16 protein-coding genes and 3 tRNA genes are annotated in these 16253 nt (G+C 74.8%); 11 read left to right on the top strand and 8 right to left on the bottom strand.

The window, feature by feature from the left end:
• Window positions 1-13: 13 nt before the first annotated feature.
• Window positions 14-1051 (bottom strand): SMP-30/gluconolactonase/LRE family protein, encoded by a 1038-nt coding sequence (locus CCE01nite_RS01565; RefSeq protein WP_052104000.1) that lies wholly within the window; start codon window positions 1049-1051, stop codon window positions 14-16.
• A gap of 406 nt (window positions 1052-1457) precedes the next feature.
• On the opposite strand from CCE01nite_RS01565, the gene CCE01nite_RS01560 reads away from it, so the two are divergent.
• Window positions 1458-2855 carry an FAD-dependent oxidoreductase gene (locus CCE01nite_RS01560; protein ID WP_034628754.1) on the top strand — a complete coding sequence of 466 codons (1398 nt, stop codon included), beginning with the start codon at window positions 1458-1460 and terminating at the stop codon, window positions 2853-2855.
• Window positions 2856-2961: 106 nt separating this feature from the next.
• On the opposite strand, the gene CCE01nite_RS01555 is transcribed toward CCE01nite_RS01560, so the two are convergent.
• Genes CCE01nite_RS01555 through CCE01nite_RS01545 form a run of 3 tightly spaced genes read right to left on the bottom strand, consistent with a single transcriptional unit; the run spans window position 2962 to window position 5459 of the window.
• The gene (locus CCE01nite_RS01555; RefSeq protein ID WP_052103998.1) at window positions 2962-3726 is read right to left on the bottom strand and encodes an amino acid ABC transporter ATP-binding protein; all 765 of its coding nucleotides are present in this window, start codon (window positions 3724-3726) and stop codon (window positions 2962-2964) included.
• The gene (locus CCE01nite_RS01550) at window positions 3723-4601 is read right to left on the bottom strand and encodes an amino acid ABC transporter permease (RefSeq protein ID WP_034628752.1); all 879 of its coding nucleotides are present in this window, start codon (window positions 4599-4601) and stop codon (window positions 3723-3725) included. The genes CCE01nite_RS01555 and CCE01nite_RS01550 overlap by 4 nt, the downstream gene beginning before the upstream one ends.
• A 21-nt stretch (window positions 4602-4622) precedes the next feature.
• Entirely contained in the window at window positions 4623-5459 is an 837-nt protein-coding gene (locus CCE01nite_RS01545; RefSeq protein WP_034628750.1) for an ABC transporter substrate-binding protein, read from the bottom strand.
• Window positions 5460-5602: 143 nt separating this feature from the next.
• Between CCE01nite_RS01545 and htpX the strand changes: the two genes are divergently transcribed.
• Both htpX and CCE01nite_RS01535 read left to right on the top strand, forming a co-directional pair.
• Entirely contained in the window at window positions 5603-6469 is an 867-nt protein-coding gene (gene htpX, locus CCE01nite_RS01540) for a zinc metalloprotease HtpX (RefSeq protein ID WP_034628748.1), read from the top strand.
• A 315-nt stretch (window positions 6470-6784) separates the two neighbouring features.
• Window positions 6785-7999 carry an FAD-dependent oxidoreductase gene (locus CCE01nite_RS01535; protein WP_052103997.1) on the top strand — a complete coding sequence of 405 codons (1215 nt, stop codon included), beginning with the start codon at window positions 6785-6787 and terminating at the stop codon, window positions 7997-7999.
• Between the two features lie 117 nt (window positions 8000-8116).
• Here the strand turns inward: CCE01nite_RS01535 and CCE01nite_RS01530 are convergent, their stop codons facing one another.
• Complete coding sequence (locus CCE01nite_RS01530) at window positions 8117-8614, bottom strand: YajQ family cyclic di-GMP-binding protein (RefSeq protein WP_034628745.1); 498 nt, start codon at window positions 8612-8614, stop codon at window positions 8117-8119.
• Between the two features lie 258 nt (window positions 8615-8872).
• On the opposite strand from CCE01nite_RS01530, the gene CCE01nite_RS01525 reads away from it, so the two are divergent.
• A tRNA-Tyr gene (locus tag CCE01nite_RS01525) sits at window positions 8873-8954 on the top strand.
• 158 nt (window positions 8955-9112) lie between these two features.
• Here the strand turns inward: CCE01nite_RS01525 and CCE01nite_RS01520 are convergent.
• On the bottom strand, window positions 9113-9562 hold the full coding sequence (locus CCE01nite_RS01520; protein ID WP_034628743.1) for a hypothetical protein: 450 nt from the start codon (window positions 9560-9562) through the stop codon (window positions 9113-9115).
• 98 nt (window positions 9563-9660) lie between these two features.
• Window positions 9661-9864 (bottom strand): hypothetical protein, encoded by a 204-nt coding sequence (locus tag CCE01nite_RS01515; protein ID WP_141371876.1) that lies wholly within the window; start codon window positions 9862-9864, stop codon window positions 9661-9663.
• Window positions 9865-10110: 246 nt separating this feature from the next.
• Here CCE01nite_RS01515 and CCE01nite_RS01510 point away from each other — a divergent pair.
• The 6 genes from CCE01nite_RS01510 (at window position 10111) to CCE01nite_RS01485 (ending at window position 13139) form a co-directional block, all read left to right on the top strand.
• Window positions 10111-10183: transfer RNA gene (locus tag CCE01nite_RS01510), tRNA-Thr, on the top strand.
• Between the two features lie 62 nt (window positions 10184-10245).
• A tRNA-Met gene (locus CCE01nite_RS01505) sits at window positions 10246-10319 on the top strand.
• A gap of 82 nt (window positions 10320-10401) precedes the next feature.
• Window positions 10402-10572, top strand: coding sequence for a 50S ribosomal protein L33 (gene rpmG / locus CCE01nite_RS01500; RefSeq protein ID WP_034628739.1), 171 nt, complete (start codon window positions 10402-10404; stop codon window positions 10570-10572).
• 21 nt (window positions 10573-10593) lie between these two features.
• A complete protein-coding gene (locus CCE01nite_RS01495; protein ID WP_034628737.1) occupies window positions 10594-11043 on the top strand; it encodes an FAS1-like dehydratase domain-containing protein in 450 nt (149 codons plus the stop codon).
• Window positions 11043-11471 (top strand): MaoC family dehydratase, encoded by a 429-nt coding sequence (locus tag CCE01nite_RS01490; protein WP_034628734.1) that lies wholly within the window; start codon window positions 11043-11045, stop codon window positions 11469-11471. Before CCE01nite_RS01495 ends, CCE01nite_RS01490 begins: the two co-directional genes overlap by 1 nt.
• 174 nt (window positions 11472-11645) lie before the next feature.
• Window positions 11646-13139 carry a Tat pathway signal sequence domain protein gene (locus tag CCE01nite_RS01485; protein ID WP_246056265.1) on the top strand — a complete coding sequence of 498 codons (1494 nt, stop codon included), beginning with the start codon at window positions 11646-11648 and terminating at the stop codon, window positions 13137-13139.
• Window positions 13140-13425: 286 nt separating this feature from the next.
• Here the strand turns inward: CCE01nite_RS01485 and CCE01nite_RS01480 are convergent, their stop codons facing one another.
• Window positions 13426-14487, bottom strand: coding sequence for a LacI family DNA-binding transcriptional regulator (locus CCE01nite_RS01480; protein WP_034628768.1), 1062 nt, complete (start codon window positions 14485-14487; stop codon window positions 13426-13428).
• A 216-nt stretch (window positions 14488-14703) separates the two neighbouring features.
• Between CCE01nite_RS01480 and CCE01nite_RS01470 the strand changes: the two genes are divergently transcribed.
• Window positions 14704-16248: an MFS transporter gene (locus CCE01nite_RS01470; protein WP_246056263.1), complete on the top strand. Its 1545-nt coding sequence runs from the start codon at window positions 14704-14706 to the stop codon at window positions 16246-16248.
• The last annotated feature ends 5 nt before the right edge of the window (window positions 16249-16253 follow it).

The following is a 16253-nucleotide window of genomic DNA, read 5'->3' as shown; positions in this document are numbered from 1 at the left end:
CGTGGGTGTCCGGTCAGGGCACCGGGATGCGCGAGACCGTGAACGGGTCCGGCGCCTCGCCCGCGTTGCGCTCGCCGAACTGGCTGTTCACCACGAGCAGGCTCCCGCGCACGAGCGCCGCGGTCGTCGGGTCGTCGAACGACGGGTCGGTCGTCCGGCTCACCACGGTGCCCGACGTGACGCGCCGGTCGAGCTCGATCGTCACGACCTGCCCGAGGTCGCCCTGGCGCTCGACGACGTGCAGCCGCCGCCCGTCGAGCACGAGGCCGTCCCCGGCGACCGCCTCGCCGCCGAGGTCGATGCGCCGCACGTCCCCGTCGTCGAGCCGGACGCGGAACAGCGCCGCCGCGTTGGACTGCGCGAGCACGGCGTACCGCCCGTCGCGCGTCAGGGCGATCCCGTTGACGTTGAAGCCGGTCGTGTACGTCAGCGCGGTGCCCTCGAAGGCGACGTGCACGGGCAGCGTCTCGGTCTGCGTCGTCCGCCGCTCGCGCGCGTCGACCCGGTAGAGGTACGGCCGGAGCGAGTCGGTGACGTAGACGTCACCCCGCGGGCTCACCGCGACGTCGTTGAGGAACGTGGGCGCGCCGGTCTGCTCGACCTGCCAGGACCCGACGAGCGTCCGGCTGCGCAGGTCGTACGCGAACAACCGGCCCGTCGCGCCGCCCGCGACGAACAGCGTCCCGCGGTCGACCTTCATCCCGATCGCGGCGGTGCGGCCGTCGGCCCCGCCGGGCAGGAACGGCGTCGCGACCGGCTCGTCGAGGTCGCCGCGGTAGATCGTGCCGTCGGTCGTGCTCCCGACGTAGAAGTCGTCGCGCGCGACCGCGATCCCCTCGGGGAAGACGTCGTCGGCGGCGGCGCCGACCGGGTCGAGCAGGTAGCTCGTCGGCCGCTCGGTGCCGTGGCCGCGGTCGTGGTCCCCGCCGTGCGCGCCGGCGGTCCCGGGCAGCAGGGCGACGAGGAGCAGGGCCGCGGCGGCGGCGCACGCCGAGCGCCGGGAGGTGCGTGCGGGCGTGCGGGACGTGCCGGACGTGCGGTGGGAGTGCATCGGTGGACCCCTCCGTCGACGGGTGCCGTCGGTCCCGTCGGGCGGCGGCCCGCCGTCCCCCGCTGCCCGACGAGGGCACCGGTGCGCGTCCGTCGGGCGCGCGGGCCCGTGGCGGGCCCCTACCGGTGCAGCGCGGCCCAGTCTGACCGAGGCGGCGGACACGTGCCTCCGGGGAGCCGCGGCCCACGCCGTCCACGGGGGTGTCCGCATGCTGGCGCCCCGTGAGATGGGCGGGCGGCTCGCGACGTATGCTGGCTTTCCGCACCTGTGCGCCCGGCAGCGCCGTGGGCCCCGTGACGTGTTGCACCGCCGACGTGATCCCCCGCCGACGCGATGACGGCCACGACGCAGGCCCGCGGGTCCAGAGCTGCCAGGGCCTCCTCGACCCGGAAGGCGTCCGCGTCCCGTGAGCACGAACCGAACCCTTCGCGTCGCCGTCGTCGGCGCAGGCCCGGCCGGCATCTACGCGGCCGACATCCTGTCGAAGACCGACCTCGACGTCAGCATCGACCTGTTCGAGCGGCTCCCCGCGCCGTTCGGCCTCGTGCGCTACGGCGTCGCGCCCGACCACCCGCGGATCAAGCAGATCATCGTCGCGCTGCACAAGGTCCTCGAGCGCGGTGACATCCGCCTGCTCGCGAACGTCGACTACGGCACGGACCTCAAGCTCGACGACCTGCGCCAGTTCTACGACGCGGTGATCTTCTCGACCGGCTCGATCCGCGACGCCTCGCTCGCGATCCCGGGCATCGAGCTCGACGGGTCGTACGGCGCCGCGGACTTCGTGTCCTGGTACGACGGCCACCCCGACGTCGCCCGCACGTGGCCGCTCGAGGCCCAGCACGTCGCGGTCCTCGGCGCGGGCAACGTCGCGCTCGACGTCGCGCGCATCCTCGCCAAGCACGCGGACGACCTGCTGCCGACCGAGATCCCCGCGAACGTGTACGAGCAGCTCAAGGCCTCGCCCGTGACCGACGTGCACGTCTTCGCCCGCCGGGGCCCCGCGCAGGTCAAGTTCTCCCCGCTCGAGCTCCGCGAGCTCGGGCACGTGCCGGACGTCGACGTGATCGTCTACCCCGAGGACTTCGACTTCGACGAGGGCTCGATGGCCGCGATCCACTCCTCGAACCAGACCAAGCAGGTCGTCAAGACCCTCACGGACTGGACGCTCAAGGAGCCCGAGGAGAACACCGCGAGCCGGCGCATCCACCTGCACTTCCTGCACAAGCCCGTCGAGGTGCTCGGCGAGGACGGCAAGGTCGTGGGGCTGCGCACCGAGCGCACCGCGCTCAACGGCGACGGCAACGTCACCGGCACGGGCGAGCTGCACGACTGGCCGGTCCAGGCCGTGTACCGCGCGGTCGGCTACTTCGGCTCCCCGCTCGTCGACATCCCGTTCGACGACGTCGCGGGAGTGATCCCCAACCGCGAGGGCCGCGTGGTCGACGTCGACGGCGAGCGCGTCCCGGGCGTGTACGCGACCGGCTGGATCAAGCGCGGGCCCGTCGGGCTCATCGGCCACACGAAGTCCGACGCGAGCGAGACGATCCGCCACCTCACGGAGGACGCGGGCGACCCGACCGACCCGGACAACCCGTTCTTCACGGCGGCCGACCGCGACCCCGAGGCGGTCATCGACTTCCTCGCGCAGCGCGACGTCGACGTCATCGAGTGGTCGGGCTGGCAGCTCCTCGACGCGTACGAGCGCTCGCTCGGCGAGCCGCACGGGCGTGAGCGGGTCAAGCTCGTCCCGCGCGACCACATGGTCTCGATCTCGCTCGGCCGGGAGCTCGCGCAGGACTGAGCCCTCCACGCTGCACCGCCGACGGCGCCCCGGTCCTCGTGACCCGGGCGCCGTCGGCGCGTCCGGCCCGGCTCGGCCGTGGACCGCGTCGCCGCCCCGACCGGCTTCAGCGCGCGGTGAACCGGCGCAGGAACTCCTGCGTCCGCGGCTCCTGCGGGTCCCCGAGCACCTGCTCGGGCGTCCCGCGCTCGTGCACCCGCCCCGCGTGCAGGAAGCACACCTCGTCGGCCACGTGCCGCGCGAAGCCCATCTCGTGCGTGGCGACGACCATCGTCACGCCGTCCTCCTTGAGGTCGGCGAGCAGCTCGAGGACCTCGCCGACGAGCTCGGGGTCGAGCGCGCTCGTGACCTCGTCGAGCAGCATCAGCGCGGGCCGGCCGACGAGCGCCCGGGCGATCGCGACGCGCTGCTGCTGGCCGCCCGAGAGCTCGTCGGGGAACGCGCGGGCCTTCCCGGCGAGCCCGACGCGCTCGAGCATCGCGAGCGCCCGGTCCCGCGCCTCCGCCCGCGACGCCCCGTGCACGAGCCGGGGCGCGAGCGCGACGTTGTCGAGGACCCGCAGGTGCGGGAACAGGTTGTACGACTGGAACACCATGCCGATGCGCGCCCGGACCCGGTCGGCGTCCACCCGGGGGTCTGTGACGTCCCGCCCCTCGACCTCGATCGTCCCGTCGTCGACCTCCTCGAGCAGGTTGACGCAGCGCAGCAGCGTGGACTTGCCCGAGCCGGAGGCGCCGATGAGCACGACGACGCGGTGCGCGTGCACGTCGAGCGACAGGCCGTCGAGCACGACGTGGTCGCCGAAGGCCTTGCGGACCCCCGAGACGCGCAGCAGCGGGGGAGCGGCGCCGGGGACCGGCCCGGCCGTCATCGCAGCGCACCCCCGCCCGCGAGCCCGCTCTGCGACCCGAGCCAGCCCGAGCGCCGCGCGAGCACGTCGGTCACGCGCGTCAGCGGGATCGTGAGCAGCACGAACAGCACCCCGGCGACGACGTAGGGCGTGAAGTTCGCGTACCGCGCGGTCTCGATCTGCGCGGCCCGCACCGCGTCGACCGCCCCGAGGATCGAGATGAGCCCCGAGTCCTTCGAGAGCGCGACGAGGTCGTTGAGCAGCGGCGGGACCACGCGCCGCCACGCCTGCGGGAGCACGACGTGACGCAGCGCCTGCCCGTGCGTGAGGCCGAGCGACCGGGCCGCGGCGACCTGCGACGGGTGCACCGACTCGATGCCCGCGCGGAACACCTCGGCGACGTACGCGGAGTACGTCAGCACGAGCGCGAGCCCCCCGAGCAGGACCGCCGACGTCGGCACTCCCTGCAGCCGCAGCCCCGGCAGCCCGAAGCCGACGAGCAGCAGCACGAGCAGGAGCGGCAGCCCGCGGAACACGTCGACGTACCCGGTCGCGAGAGCCCGCAGCGGGAACAGCGCCGGCCCGCGCGCGGTGCGCATGAGTGCGAGCGCGAGCGCGACGACCACGATGAGGACGGCGCAGACCGCCATGACCCGCACGTTGAGCCACAGGCCCTCGAGCACCACGGGCAGCGCGGCGCGGGCGACCTCGGGGTCGAGGAACGAGCTGCGCACGCGCGGCCACCCGGGCGACGCCACGAGCCCGAGCACCGCGACCGCGGCGACGGCCACGGTGCTCGCGAGCGCGACGAGCGTCGACCGTCGCCCGCGCGCCCGGCGGTAGGCGAGCCGCTCCTGCTGGAGCGCGGACGGCACCCAGCCGTGGGTGCTGGTCATCGGCCGGTCATGAGCGGGCCGTCAGCCGAGGACGGGTGCGCCGGCCGCGTCGGTCAGCCAGCGGGTCTCGAGCTCGGCGAGCGTGCCGTCCTCGCGCAGCGCGTCGACCGCGGCGGTGACCTCGTCGGTCAGCGGGGAGTCCTTGTCGAGCACGAGCCCGAGCTGGTCCGGGTCGTCGCCCGCGGGGAGCTGGCCGACGAGCACGCCGCCGTCGAGCTCGGCCGCCGTGATGTACAGCGCGGTGGGCAGGTCGACCACGATCGCGTCGACGAGGCCGGCCACGAGGGCCTGCTTGACCTGGTCGTTGTCGTTGAACGTCGCGACGTCGGTGGTCGGCGCGACCGTCTCGGTGACGACGTCGAGGCTCGTGGTGCCGACCATCGCCCCGATCCGCGCGCCCTGGAGCTCCGCGATCGTCGTCGCGCCCGCGACCGGGCTGCCCTCGAGCGTCACGACGGCCTGCGCGGTGTCGTAGTAGCTCGACGAGAAGTCGAGGTTCTCGCGGCGCTCGTCGCTGATCGACACCTGGTTGATCGCGAAGTCGAAGTCCTTGGCGCCGGGCGCGATGATCTGGTCGAACGTCGCCGTGACCCACTCGACGTCCTCGGCCGCGAAGCCGAGGCGGTCCGCGACGGCGTACGCGACGGCGGCCTCGAAGCCCTCGCCGCTCGCGGGGTCGTCGCCGACGACCCAGGGCTCGTACGCGGGGTCGGACGTCGCGACGGTGAGCGTGCCCTCGGTGACGTAGCCGCCGGTCGAGCCCTCGCCGGTCTCCTCGGTGGTCTCGTCGACGGGCGCACACGCCGCGAGCGCCAGGGCGCTCGCAGCGGCCAGGACGACGACGCGGGGGGTGCGCATGGGTGTCTCCGAGGTGCTCGGGGGTGTGGGGGTCCTGGGGCGCGTCGGCGGGCCCGCAGGGTCAGCACACTAAGGGAACGTCGCCGTGCCCGTGCGCGTTGTCCGGGGGGAAGCACGCACGGACCGAGGGGAGCGGCGCACGGATGGGTCACCAGCACTACAACGGGCTCAAGACCGCGGCGCTCTTCGGCGTGCTCTGGGCCGTCCTGCTGGCCCTGGGGACGGTGATCGGGAACGGCCGGCTGATCTGGGTGTTCGCGCTCGTCGGCGTGCTGACGACGGCGTACAGCTACTGGAACTCCGACAAGATCGCGATCCGGGCGATGCACGCCCAACCGGTCAGCGAGCTCGAGCAGCCCGCGATGTACCGCATCGTGCGCGAGCTCTCGACCGCCGCCCGCCAGCCGATGCCGCGCCTGTACGTGTCCCCGACGGCCGCCCCCAACGCCTTCGCGACGGGCCGCAACCCGCGCAACGCGGCCGTGTGCTGCACCGACGGCATCCTCGCCCTGCTCGACGAGCGCGAGCTGCGCGGCGTGCTCGGCCACGAGCTCATGCACGTGTACAACCGCGACATCCTCACGTCGAGCGTCGCCGCGGCCGTCGCGGGCGTCATCACCTCGATCGCTCAGATGATGCTCATCTTCGGCGGCGGCAACGACCGCGACCGCGGCGGCAACCCGCTGGCCGCGCTCGCCATGGCGATCCTCGCGCCGCTCGCCGCGATGCTCGTCCAGCTCGCGGTCAGCCGCACGCGCGAGTACGACGCCGACGAGGACGGTGCGCGCCTCACGGGCGACCCGCTGGCCCTCGCGTCGGCGCTGCGCAAGCTCGAGCTCGGCACGCAGGTGCGCCCGCTCCCGCAGGACCGCGAGCTCGTCGACGTCTCGCACCTCATGATCGCAAACCCCTTCCGGGGCGGCGGGGTCGGCCGGATCTTCGCGACGCACCCCCCGATGCCCGACCGCATCGCCCGGCTGCAGCGCATGGCGGGCCTGCCGCCGGCGTGACCGCGCCCGCGGAGCCGCGAGCGGGCCGCCGTCCGGGAGGGCGGACCGCCGAGCGCGTCGACCCGCTCCGTCGCGTCCGGGTGCACCACGGCGCGCATCCGGGTGACGCGCGCGCGTCCCGCCCGGTTCGCGGTCCGCGCCGGGTCACCCTGTGAACGGACATAAGCGGACGAGCGGGACGGGCGCTAGCGTGAGCCGGTTCGTGCGCGGGGGTCCGCGAGCGACGAGGGCCGGGCGGCACAGGGGCGGTGCACGCCGGGCGCAGGTCGGTGCCGGGCCCGCTCAGGCACAGCGGTGGACGACGGAGGGACGGTCATGGGGGAACGCGCGTACGAGGTCGCCGTGGTCGGCGGCGGGGCGGCCGGGTCGGCGACGGCCTGGGCCCTCGCGCGAAGGGGCGTCCCGGTCGTGCTCCTCGAGCGCCAGGCGGCCGACGTCGCGCTCCCCGAGACCGGGGACGAGCAGATCGTGCGGCTCGCGCACCCCGACGTCGCGTACGTCCGCCTCGCGCAGTCCGCGCACGCGTGGTGGGTCACGCTGGGGTCGGAGTCGGGCGAGGAGCTGCTGACACCGGTCGCGAGCGTCGAGCACGGCCCCGTGCGCGCCGTCCGGCCCGTCACCGAGGCGCTCCTCGCGTGCGGAGCGCCGTTCGAGTACCTCACCGGGCCCGAGGCCGGCGAGCGCTGGCCCGGCATGCGGTTCGACGACCGCGTGATCGTGCAGCCGTCCGCGGCGCGCGTCGACGCCCGCCGGACCGTCGCCCTGCTGCAGCGGCAGGCCGTCGCGCACGGTGCGACGGTGCGCCACGGCGCCGAGGTCCTCGCCGTGACCGCGACCGAGGACGGCGGCGCCCGCGTCCGCGTCGCCGGGGGAGTGAACGAGAGCGGCTACACGCCCGAGCACGAGCTCGTCGTCGGGGCCGTGGTGGTCGCCGCGGGTGCGGCGACCGCGGGGCTCGTCGACGGCGTCCCCGGCCTCGAGCACCTCCCGGAGATCCGCGTCGCCCGCACCGAGCCGGCCCGGTTCGCCGCGCGGGACGCGTCGCTGCGCGGCGAGGAGTGGGTCAGCTTCACGCACCACGTCGACCCGGAGGCCCACGCCGAGGCGCGCGGCTCGCTCGGCGTCGACGAGGGCTACCCGGCGCTCGCGGTCGACGGGCGGCACGTGCCCGGCATCGGGGCCGTCGTCGGCCACCGGGTGCCGGCCCAGGACGCGGAGGCCGACGCGCCCGCCACGAGCGCCGGGCCGGACGTCCTGCGCGCGTACGTCGAGGCGTGGCTGCCCGGCCTCGACCCCGACCGCGCCGAGCCCGTGACCCGGACGGCGACGACCACCCCGGACGGCGGCTTCCTCGTCGACCGCGTCGGGCCGGTCGTCGTCGGCGCGGGCTTCGGCGGCGACGGCGCGGCGCTCGCCCCCGCGCTGGGCCAGCTCCTCGCCGACCTCGCCGTCGGCCCCGCGGACCCGTCGGCCGCGGCGCCGGACCTGGCCGCCTTCACGCTCGCCCGGTTTGCGACCGTCGACGTGTAGGACCGGACGTGCGAGGGGCCGGTCGTCGACGACGACCGGCCCCTCGCACGCTGCCCTCGGGCCTGCCTCGCACGCTGCCCCGCGCAGCTGCCGGTCGCACCGGCCGCGGGCGTCCGCTCAGCGGTAGTTCGTGAACTGCAGCGCCGCGTCCAGGTCGGCGCCCTTGAGCAGCGCGATGACCTCCTGCAGGTCGTCGCGGCTCTTCGCCGAGACCCGCACCTCGTCGCCGGTGATCGTCGACTTGACGCCCTTGGGGCCCTCGTCGCGCACGAGCTTGCCGATCTTCTTGGCGATCTCGCTGCTCAGGCCCTCCTTGATCAGGGCCTCGAGGCGGTACTCCTTGCCCGACGGCTTGGGCTCGCGCTCGCCCACGTCGAGCGACTTCAGCGAGATCCCGCGCTTGATGAGCTTGGTCTCGAAGACGTCGAGGATCGCGAGCACGCGCTCCGCGGAGTTCGCGGCCATGACGATCTTCTCGCCGCTCCAGGCGATCGACGCCCCGACGTTCTTGAAGTCGTAGCGCTGCTGGATCTCCTTGACGGCCTGGTTCAGCGCGTTGTCGACCTCCTGCCGGTCGACCTTGCTGACGACGTCGAACGACGACTCGCTCGCCATGGTTGTCCTCCTTGCCGGGCGCCCCGAGGGGCCCGGCGTCTCTCGGTGTGTCCTGCGGTCGGTCGGGTGCGTGCGCGGCGACCACGAGCACCGTACGGTGCCCGGCGCCTCCCGGTCTGCTCCGTGCGCCTCCCCGGTCCGGCGGCGCGCCGGCCGGGCGGTGCGCTCGCCGCGAGGGGCAGCGGCTGGGCGGATGCGCACGCACCTCGGATTCGTTGCTATCCTTCCACGCGCACGCCGTCCGCGGTGCGCGACCCTGGCGGGTTACCCGAGTGGCCAAAGGGGGCTGACTGTAAATCAGCTGGCAACGCCTACGGGGGTTCGAATCCCTCACCCGCCACCCAGGCAGAACGGGCGTCCTCTCGACGAGAGGACGCCCGTTCTGCTGTGCAGGGGAGTGCGGCGTGCGGGACGGCCGCGTGAGGGGCTGGGTGTGCGGGTCTGCGGTGCGCGGCTGCGGTGCGCGGTCTGCTGCGGAGCCCTCCGCGGCCGGCGGGGTCAGGCGGCGCAGGTGTGGGTGCCGGGAGTGACGGTCACGACCGCACCCTCGTAGAGCGTGTCGAACGCGCCGGCGTCCTCGGCGGAGGCGAAGGGCACGCCCACACCGAGCGGGTCGGTGTAGCCCGTGAGGGCGATGAGGCTCTCCTCGGCGCCCGACTGGCACTTCGGGTCCCACGGCAGCGTGTCGTACCCGACCTCGGCCAGCGCGTCGACCGACGGCTGGAGCGCGGCCTCGACGTCGGCGCCCGACTCCGCGACCCCGGTCCACACCACCCAGAACTCGCCCTCGGCCTCCTCGACGTCGATCGCCTCGGGCCAGGTCAGCTCACCGCCCGTGGACCCGGCGTCGGCGGGCTCGTCCGACGAGCCGGTGCACCCCGCCGTGAGGGCGAGGCCGAGGACGAGGGCGAGGGCTGCTGCGGGCGACGTGCGCCGTCGGGTGGACATGGCGGGGATGCTGGCACGCCCGATATGTCGCCCGCGACTTCCCTAAACGTTTCGCCACCCGCCGGTGGGCGGGGTGGCGGACGCCGGAGGGAGTTGGGTCAGGGGTGGTCGGCGCGGCGCGCGCGGCGCAGGTCGTCCGCGAGCTGCTGGGCCTGCGTCGACATGAGCGTGCGGTAGAGCCAGAACGTGGTCTCGACGGTCACGGCGGGCTCGCCGCCGTCACGCGCCGCGAGCCAGTCCCGCTTGGCAGCGCGCACGTCGGCGTCGGTGATCTCCACGCGGAGGGCATCGTCGATGGGCACGGACGTACTCTGACGGACGCCGCGGCGCCGCGCAGCCGTTCCCGCTCGGTTCACCCGAGATCAGGGGCTCTGCGCGGGCGCAGATCACCCGCCTGGAGTCACCGCGGTCTCACGATGCGGCACGCCGCTCGGGTGAGCAGGCGGGGCGCTGCGGTGCGCCGCTGCGGTGTCCGGGGCTCCCGCATGGCCGCCCGACGGGGCCCGATTTCGCAGCGACGGCCAGGCCCGTGTAACCTTGCACGCGCTGCCCCGATAGCTCAGTCGGCAGAGCGTCTCCATGGTAAGGAGAAGGTCAAGGGTTCGATTCCCTTTCGGGGCTCTGTTGGTGTGTCGGGGGCTGTGACGCTCGCAAGAGCGGAGCGGCCCCCGCGCACCGATGAAGGCGGGGTAGCTCAGGTGGTTAGAGCACACGGCTCATAATCGTGGTGTCGCGGGTTCGAGTCCCGCTCCCGCTACCGCCAAGAACACAACCGCGCGTCGGCCGGCGACGCGTGCGACCAGTACGTTGCGCCCCGGGGCGCGAGAGGTGGCAAGACCATGGCCAGCAAGAGCTCCGACGTCCGCCCGAAGATCACGCTCGCGTGCACCGAGTGCAAGGAGCGGAACTACATCACCAAGAAGAACCGTCGTAACGACCCCGACCGCCTGGAGCTGAAGAAGTTCTGCCCGCGCGACGGTCGTCACACGGCGCACCGCGAGACCCGCTGACGCCTGGCGCCCACGCCAGCCGTGCCGGTCAACACCGAGTACGCGGGACGCACCTATCCCGCGAACGCGCCCTACGAGGTCGCACGCGAGAAGCTCCGTGAGTTCGCGGACGCCGTGTGCGCCACGCACCCCGCCCACACCGACGTGGATGCCGCGCGCGCTCTCGGTCAGCCGGACGTCATCGCGCCCCCGACCTTCGCGGTCGTGGTCGCGCAGCGTGCCGAGGCCCAGCTGTTCACCGACCCGGCCGCCGGGATCGACTTCAGCCGGGTCGTGCATGCCGACGAGCGGTTCACGCACCACCGACCCATCCACGCGGGCGACCGCCTGGTGACGGTCCTGCACGTCGACTCGATCACCGAGCGCGCCGGCCTCGCGATGATCACGACCCGCGCCGAGATCGCCGACGCGGACGGTGCACCGGTCGCGACCGTCGTCTCGACGCTCGCGGTGCGCGGGGAGGGCTCCTGATGAGTGGCCGCCCCGTCCTCGCGGACCTCGCCGTCGGCCAGGAGGTCGGCCGCGCCGAGCTCACCGTCGACCGCGCGCGCCTCGTCCGGTACGCCGGCGCCAGCGGTGACTTCAACCCCATCCACTGGAACGAGCGCGTCGCGACCGAGGTCGGTCTGCCCGGCGTCATCGCGCACGGCATGTGGACGATGGGCGCCGCGGCCACCGTCGTCGCGGACTGGGCGCAGGACCCGGGTGCGGTCGTCGACTACCAGGTCCGGTTCACCCGTCCGGTCCCGGTCCCCGACCCGGGCCACGCAGTGGTCGAGGTCGTCGCCACGGTCGGGGCGCTCGACGCCGACGCCGGCACGGTCCGCGTCGACCTCACGGTCACGTCGGGCGGCGCCCGCGTGCTGGGCAAGGCGCAGGCGGTCGTCCGGCTCTCCTGAGCCCGTCTGCCCGCTCCCGCACGCACCCGATCGGCGCTCCGCCCGCGGCCCATCATGCGCCGGCTCGTTACCCGATCGGGGGGAGTCGATGCCCGGTTCTTCCGGTTCGTGAATCGTGTCACTACGGTATCCCCGGGGGGTCGCACCGGCGCGGCCCCGGGATGGGGAAACCACATGCACGAGACCGCATCATCCGCCGCGCAGCCGTCGCTCCTCGTGGCCGGTCCCTCGGACCCGACCTCGCGCCACGTCCTCGACCGCGCTGCGCTGACCCGGCGCGGCTTCCTCGCCGCCGCGGGCGTCGGTGCTGCCGGGTGGGCCGTGCTCGGCACCGCGGGCGGCGCGACCGCCCAAGGGCCCCTCGCGACCGGCGGCGGCCACGGCCACGGGTACGGCGGGGACCGTCAGTCCCGGCGTGCGGCGCTCGAGTTCCTCCGCGTCGCGACCGACGCGTACCCGGACGTCAACCCCGGCCCCCGGCTCGCGCAGAGCTACGCCGACGAGCTCGGGCTGTTCAGCACCGCGTTCGTCTACGACAACGCCCTCGCGATCAACGCACTCCTGGCGTCCGAGCGCGGGGTGCCCGAGCACGCCCGCGTGCTCGCGGACGGCCTCGTGTACGCGATGGAGCACGACCCGGTGTACTCCGACGGGCGCCTGCGGCAGGGCTACAACGTCGGGCCATACACGTTCTACGACGGCACCCCGCAGCCCTACGGCTTCGTCCTGCCCGACGGCACGGCGAACATCGGCTGGCAGTTCGGGTTCCTCGGCACCGCGGTCGGCGACATGGCCTGGCCCGGCGTCGCGCTCGTCCAGCTGTACTTCCGCTCGCGCGAGCGCAGGTACCTCGACGCGGCGGTCCGGATCGGCGAGTGGATCACGACGAACACGTGGTCGCAGGCGCCGCTGGGGGGTTTCTCGTTCGGCGTGAACGGCGCCAACGAGCCCGTGCCCAACGGCTCGACCGAGCACAACATCGACTGCGTCGCGTTCTTCACGCTGCTCGCACGCGCGACCGGCCAGCGGCGGTGGCGCGAGGCGGCGGCGCACGCCCGCGCGTTCGTCGACCGCATGTGGGAGCCCGCGGTCGGGACCTTCTACACCGGGACGAACGACGGCGTCGAGATCAACCGGGAGCCGCTCCCGCTCGACCCGGCGACGTGGAGCTGGATCGCGCTGCGCGAGCGGCGCTACGCGAGCTCGCTCGACTGGGCCGGCTCGGCGCTCGCCGTCACGGACCAGCCCGACGCCCCGACGTCGCAGCTCCCGGACGGCGTGACGGTCTCCGGCGTCACGTTCAGCACCGCGAGCCTGACCTCGACCGCGCAGTACAACGGCATCACGGTGCACCCGCAGGGCGTCTGGCTCGAGGGCACCGCGCAGCTCGCGGCGTCGTACGCGGACCGCGGCGGACGCCGTGACCGCCACCGCGCGGAGGCGCTGCTCGAGCAGGTCCGTGTCGCGCAGTCCGAGCTCGGGGCCGGCCAGCACCTCGGCGGCGTCGAGCTCGCGGCCGGGGGCGGGGTCGTCGCCGCGTCGAGCCTCATCGACACGGGCTTCGGCTTCGGCTACTTCCAGGTGCAGCACGTCGGCGCGACGTCCTGGTACCTCATGGCCGCGGCGGGTGCGAACCCGTTCCAGAAGAACGGCCTGTCCGGGCACTGAGCACGAGCGCAGGGGTCGCTCCACGTCCACGGTCGGACGTCGGGCGGCCCCTGCGGCGTGTGCGGGGGCCGTGCCGGGCGCCGGAGCGGTGCACGGCGGGTTGCGGTCGCTACGCGAGGCGCCGGGCAGCGGCGGGTGCCGTCGCTGCGCGGGACGCCGGGCGGACGCGGCGCGGGATGCCCGCGCCGCTGGGCAGCGATGCTGTCGCGGAGCGAGGTGCCGAGCAGACGCGGTCGCGGGGCGCCCGGTGCCGCCGGGTGCCCCCCGGGTGCCGGCGGGCGGCGGGTCAGGACGGGGCTGGGCCGGACGTCGTGCCGACGCGGAGCTCGACCGGCAGGACGACAGACTCGGGCTGCGACCCTGCGAGCAGCGCCTCGACGGCGTTGCCGACCGCGACGCCCTTGGCCTGGAGCGGCTGCACGACGGTGGTGAGCGAGTCGGGCGCGAGCCACGGCAGGTCGAGGCCGTCGAAGCCCGCGACGGACACGTCCTGCGGCACGCGGAGCCCGAGCTCGCGCGCGGCGAGCACGACACCCGACGCGAGCAGGTCGGACTGCGCGACGACGGCGGTCGGGCGGTCGGGGCGCGAGAGCAGGGCGCGGCCGGCGTCGGCCCCGTGCTCGACGAGAGACGCCGGGGTCTCCCACGTCTCGAGGAGGTCGACGCCCGCGTCGCGCACGCCCGCGAGGCGCCGGCGCGTGACCTGCCACTCGATGGCGGCGAGGCGGGCGTCGTCGACGGGCCCCGAGCGCCGGGCCTGGTCGAACGGGAGCGTCACGGTCGCGATCCGGCGGTGGCCGAGGTCGAGCAGGTGCTGCGCGAGGACAGCCATCCCGGCGCGGTCGTCGATCCCGACGGCGGCGACGCCCTCGGTCGCCTGGCCCTCGAGGAGCACGACCGGGACGCCGCGGCGGCGCAGCGTCGTGAGCACGGGGTCGTGCGGGGTCGAGCCCCACATGATGACCGCGACGTCCATCGCGGCGGACTCCACGAGCGGGTCGACGAGCGGCGCGCCCGGCCCGGTCGAGCCGGGGATGAGCAGCACGCCGAGCCCCAGGACGCCGAGGGTGTCGACAAGGCCGTCGAGCACCTGGATGGACACGGGGTCGCGGAACGAGCGCCGCAGAGCGTCGCCGATGACGACGCCGACGATGCCGGAGCGCCCGCTGCGGAGCTGGCGGCCGAGCGGGTTGGGCCCGCTGTAGCCGAGCTCGGACGCCGCGGCCAGCACGCGGTCGCGCGTCGTCGCGGCGATGGGGCCGGCCCCGGAGAACGCGAGCGACGCGGTCGAGACCGAGACCCCGGCCGTGGCGGCCACGTCCGCGAGCGTGGGTCGCTGGTTCGACAGGGTGCACCGCCTCCTGCGGGAGCGCCGCCGGGGCGGTCGCGGGTGATCCGGCGTGACATCGCGCGACGCCGGTTGACGCCGCGGCCAGCGTACCCGCAGACTGGTCACCATCCTCATATCGATTCGACCGGCCTCGTGCGCCAGGATCGAATCGATTCGATCTTCTCCGGCGCCCACCACTTCCGCCGGCCTGCACCCCCCGCTCTGGAGCTGTTCGTGACTCACCCGCGCGACCGCGTCGACCGCGTCGCTGCCCCCGTCCCTTCCGCCACGGCCGCCCGCTCGTCGGCCGGTTCCGCGCCCGCCGGTGCCGTGCCCGCCGGTGCCGCGCCCGCCCGGACCTCGGCCGACCTGCCCCTCGTGCGGGCCCGCTGGGTGCTCATGGGCCTGTTCGCGCTCAACGGCCTGACGTTCTCGAGCTGGCTCGCCCGGATCCCCTCGGTCCGCGACGCGCTCGAGCTCTCGACGGGGCAGCTCGGTTCCGTCCTGCTGGCGGGCTCGCTCGGAGCCCTCGCGACCGCGACGGTCGCCGGCGTGCTCGTCACGCGGCGGGGCGGACGGATCGCGCTCCTGCTCTCGACCGTCGGCTTCGCGCTCGCGTACGTGCTCATCGGCGCGGGCCCGACCCTCGGCTCGGTGCCGCTGCTCGCCGTCGGCATCTTCCTGACCGGCGTCTCGTTCGCGGTCGGCAACGTCCCGCTCAACGTCGAGAGCGCGTCGGTCGAGCGCCGCATGGGCCGCACGGTCCTGCCGCAGTTCCACGCGGCCTTCTCGATCGGCGCCGTCCTCGGCTCCGGCATCGGCGCGGTCGCAGCGCACCTCGACGTGCCGCTGCTCAGCCAGTTCCTCGTGACCGCGGTCCTCGGGACGGTGTGGCGCGTGCTGTCGATCCCGCACGTCGTCGTCGCGTCCCGGCCGGTGCGCGAGCGCGTGCTCGCCGACGTGCCGGCCACGCCCGGCGTGCCGGCGCCGCGCGCGCCGCGCGGCCGCGGTCTCGGCTCGGCGCTCGACGCGTGGCGCGAGCCGCGCACCGTGCTCATCGGGGTCGTCATCATGGCCGCCGCGCTGTCCGAGGGCTCCGCGAACGACTGGCTCGCGCTCGCCGTCGTCGACGGCTTCGACCAGCCCGAGGCCGTCGGGGCCGCGGTGTTCGGCTCGTTCGTCGCCGCGATGACCGTCGTGCGGCTGCTCGGCACGCGGCTCATCGACCGCTACGGGCGGGTGGCCGTGCTCCGCGCGTCCGGCGTCGTCTCGCTCGTCGGCCTGCTCGTGTTCGGCTTCGCGCCGACCCTGCCGCTCGCCGGCGCGGGCGTCGTCGCGTGGGGCCTCGGCGCCGCGCTCGCCGTGCCGCTCGGCATCGCGGCGGCGTCCGACGACCCGATGCTCGCCGCGGGCCGCGTCGCCGTCGTCTCCGCGTTCTCCTCCGTCGCCTCCCTGGCCGCGCCGCCGCTCCTCGGGCTCGCCGCGGAGTCCCTCGGCGCGCGCCACGCGCTCGTGCTCATCGCCGCCGCGATGGTCGTGAGCGTGAGCCTGTCGAGCCGCGTCGCGCGGGTCGAGCCGTCGGAGGCGGGCACACCCGCGCCCGCCGCGGCGACGTCCGCCGGTCCCCGGTCCGCCCCGACGCCGGCCACGCCGACCGCCGCGTCCGACGACCCGGCGCTCGCCGCGCTCGTCTCCCGCGTCGTCGGACCCGTGGGCGAGGATGGACGCGCGTCCGCGCACGAGCTCGACCCCGTCTACGCCGCCCCGGCCGCCCGATGACCGCC

It is taken from the genome of Cellulomonas cellasea (assembly GCF_006538745.1).
GTDB lineage: Bacteria > Actinomycetota > Actinomycetes > Actinomycetales > Cellulomonadaceae > Cellulomonas_A > Cellulomonas_A cellasea.
Note: the sequence above shows the minus strand (reverse complement) of the source record. Positions and strands in the feature narration are given on the sequence as shown.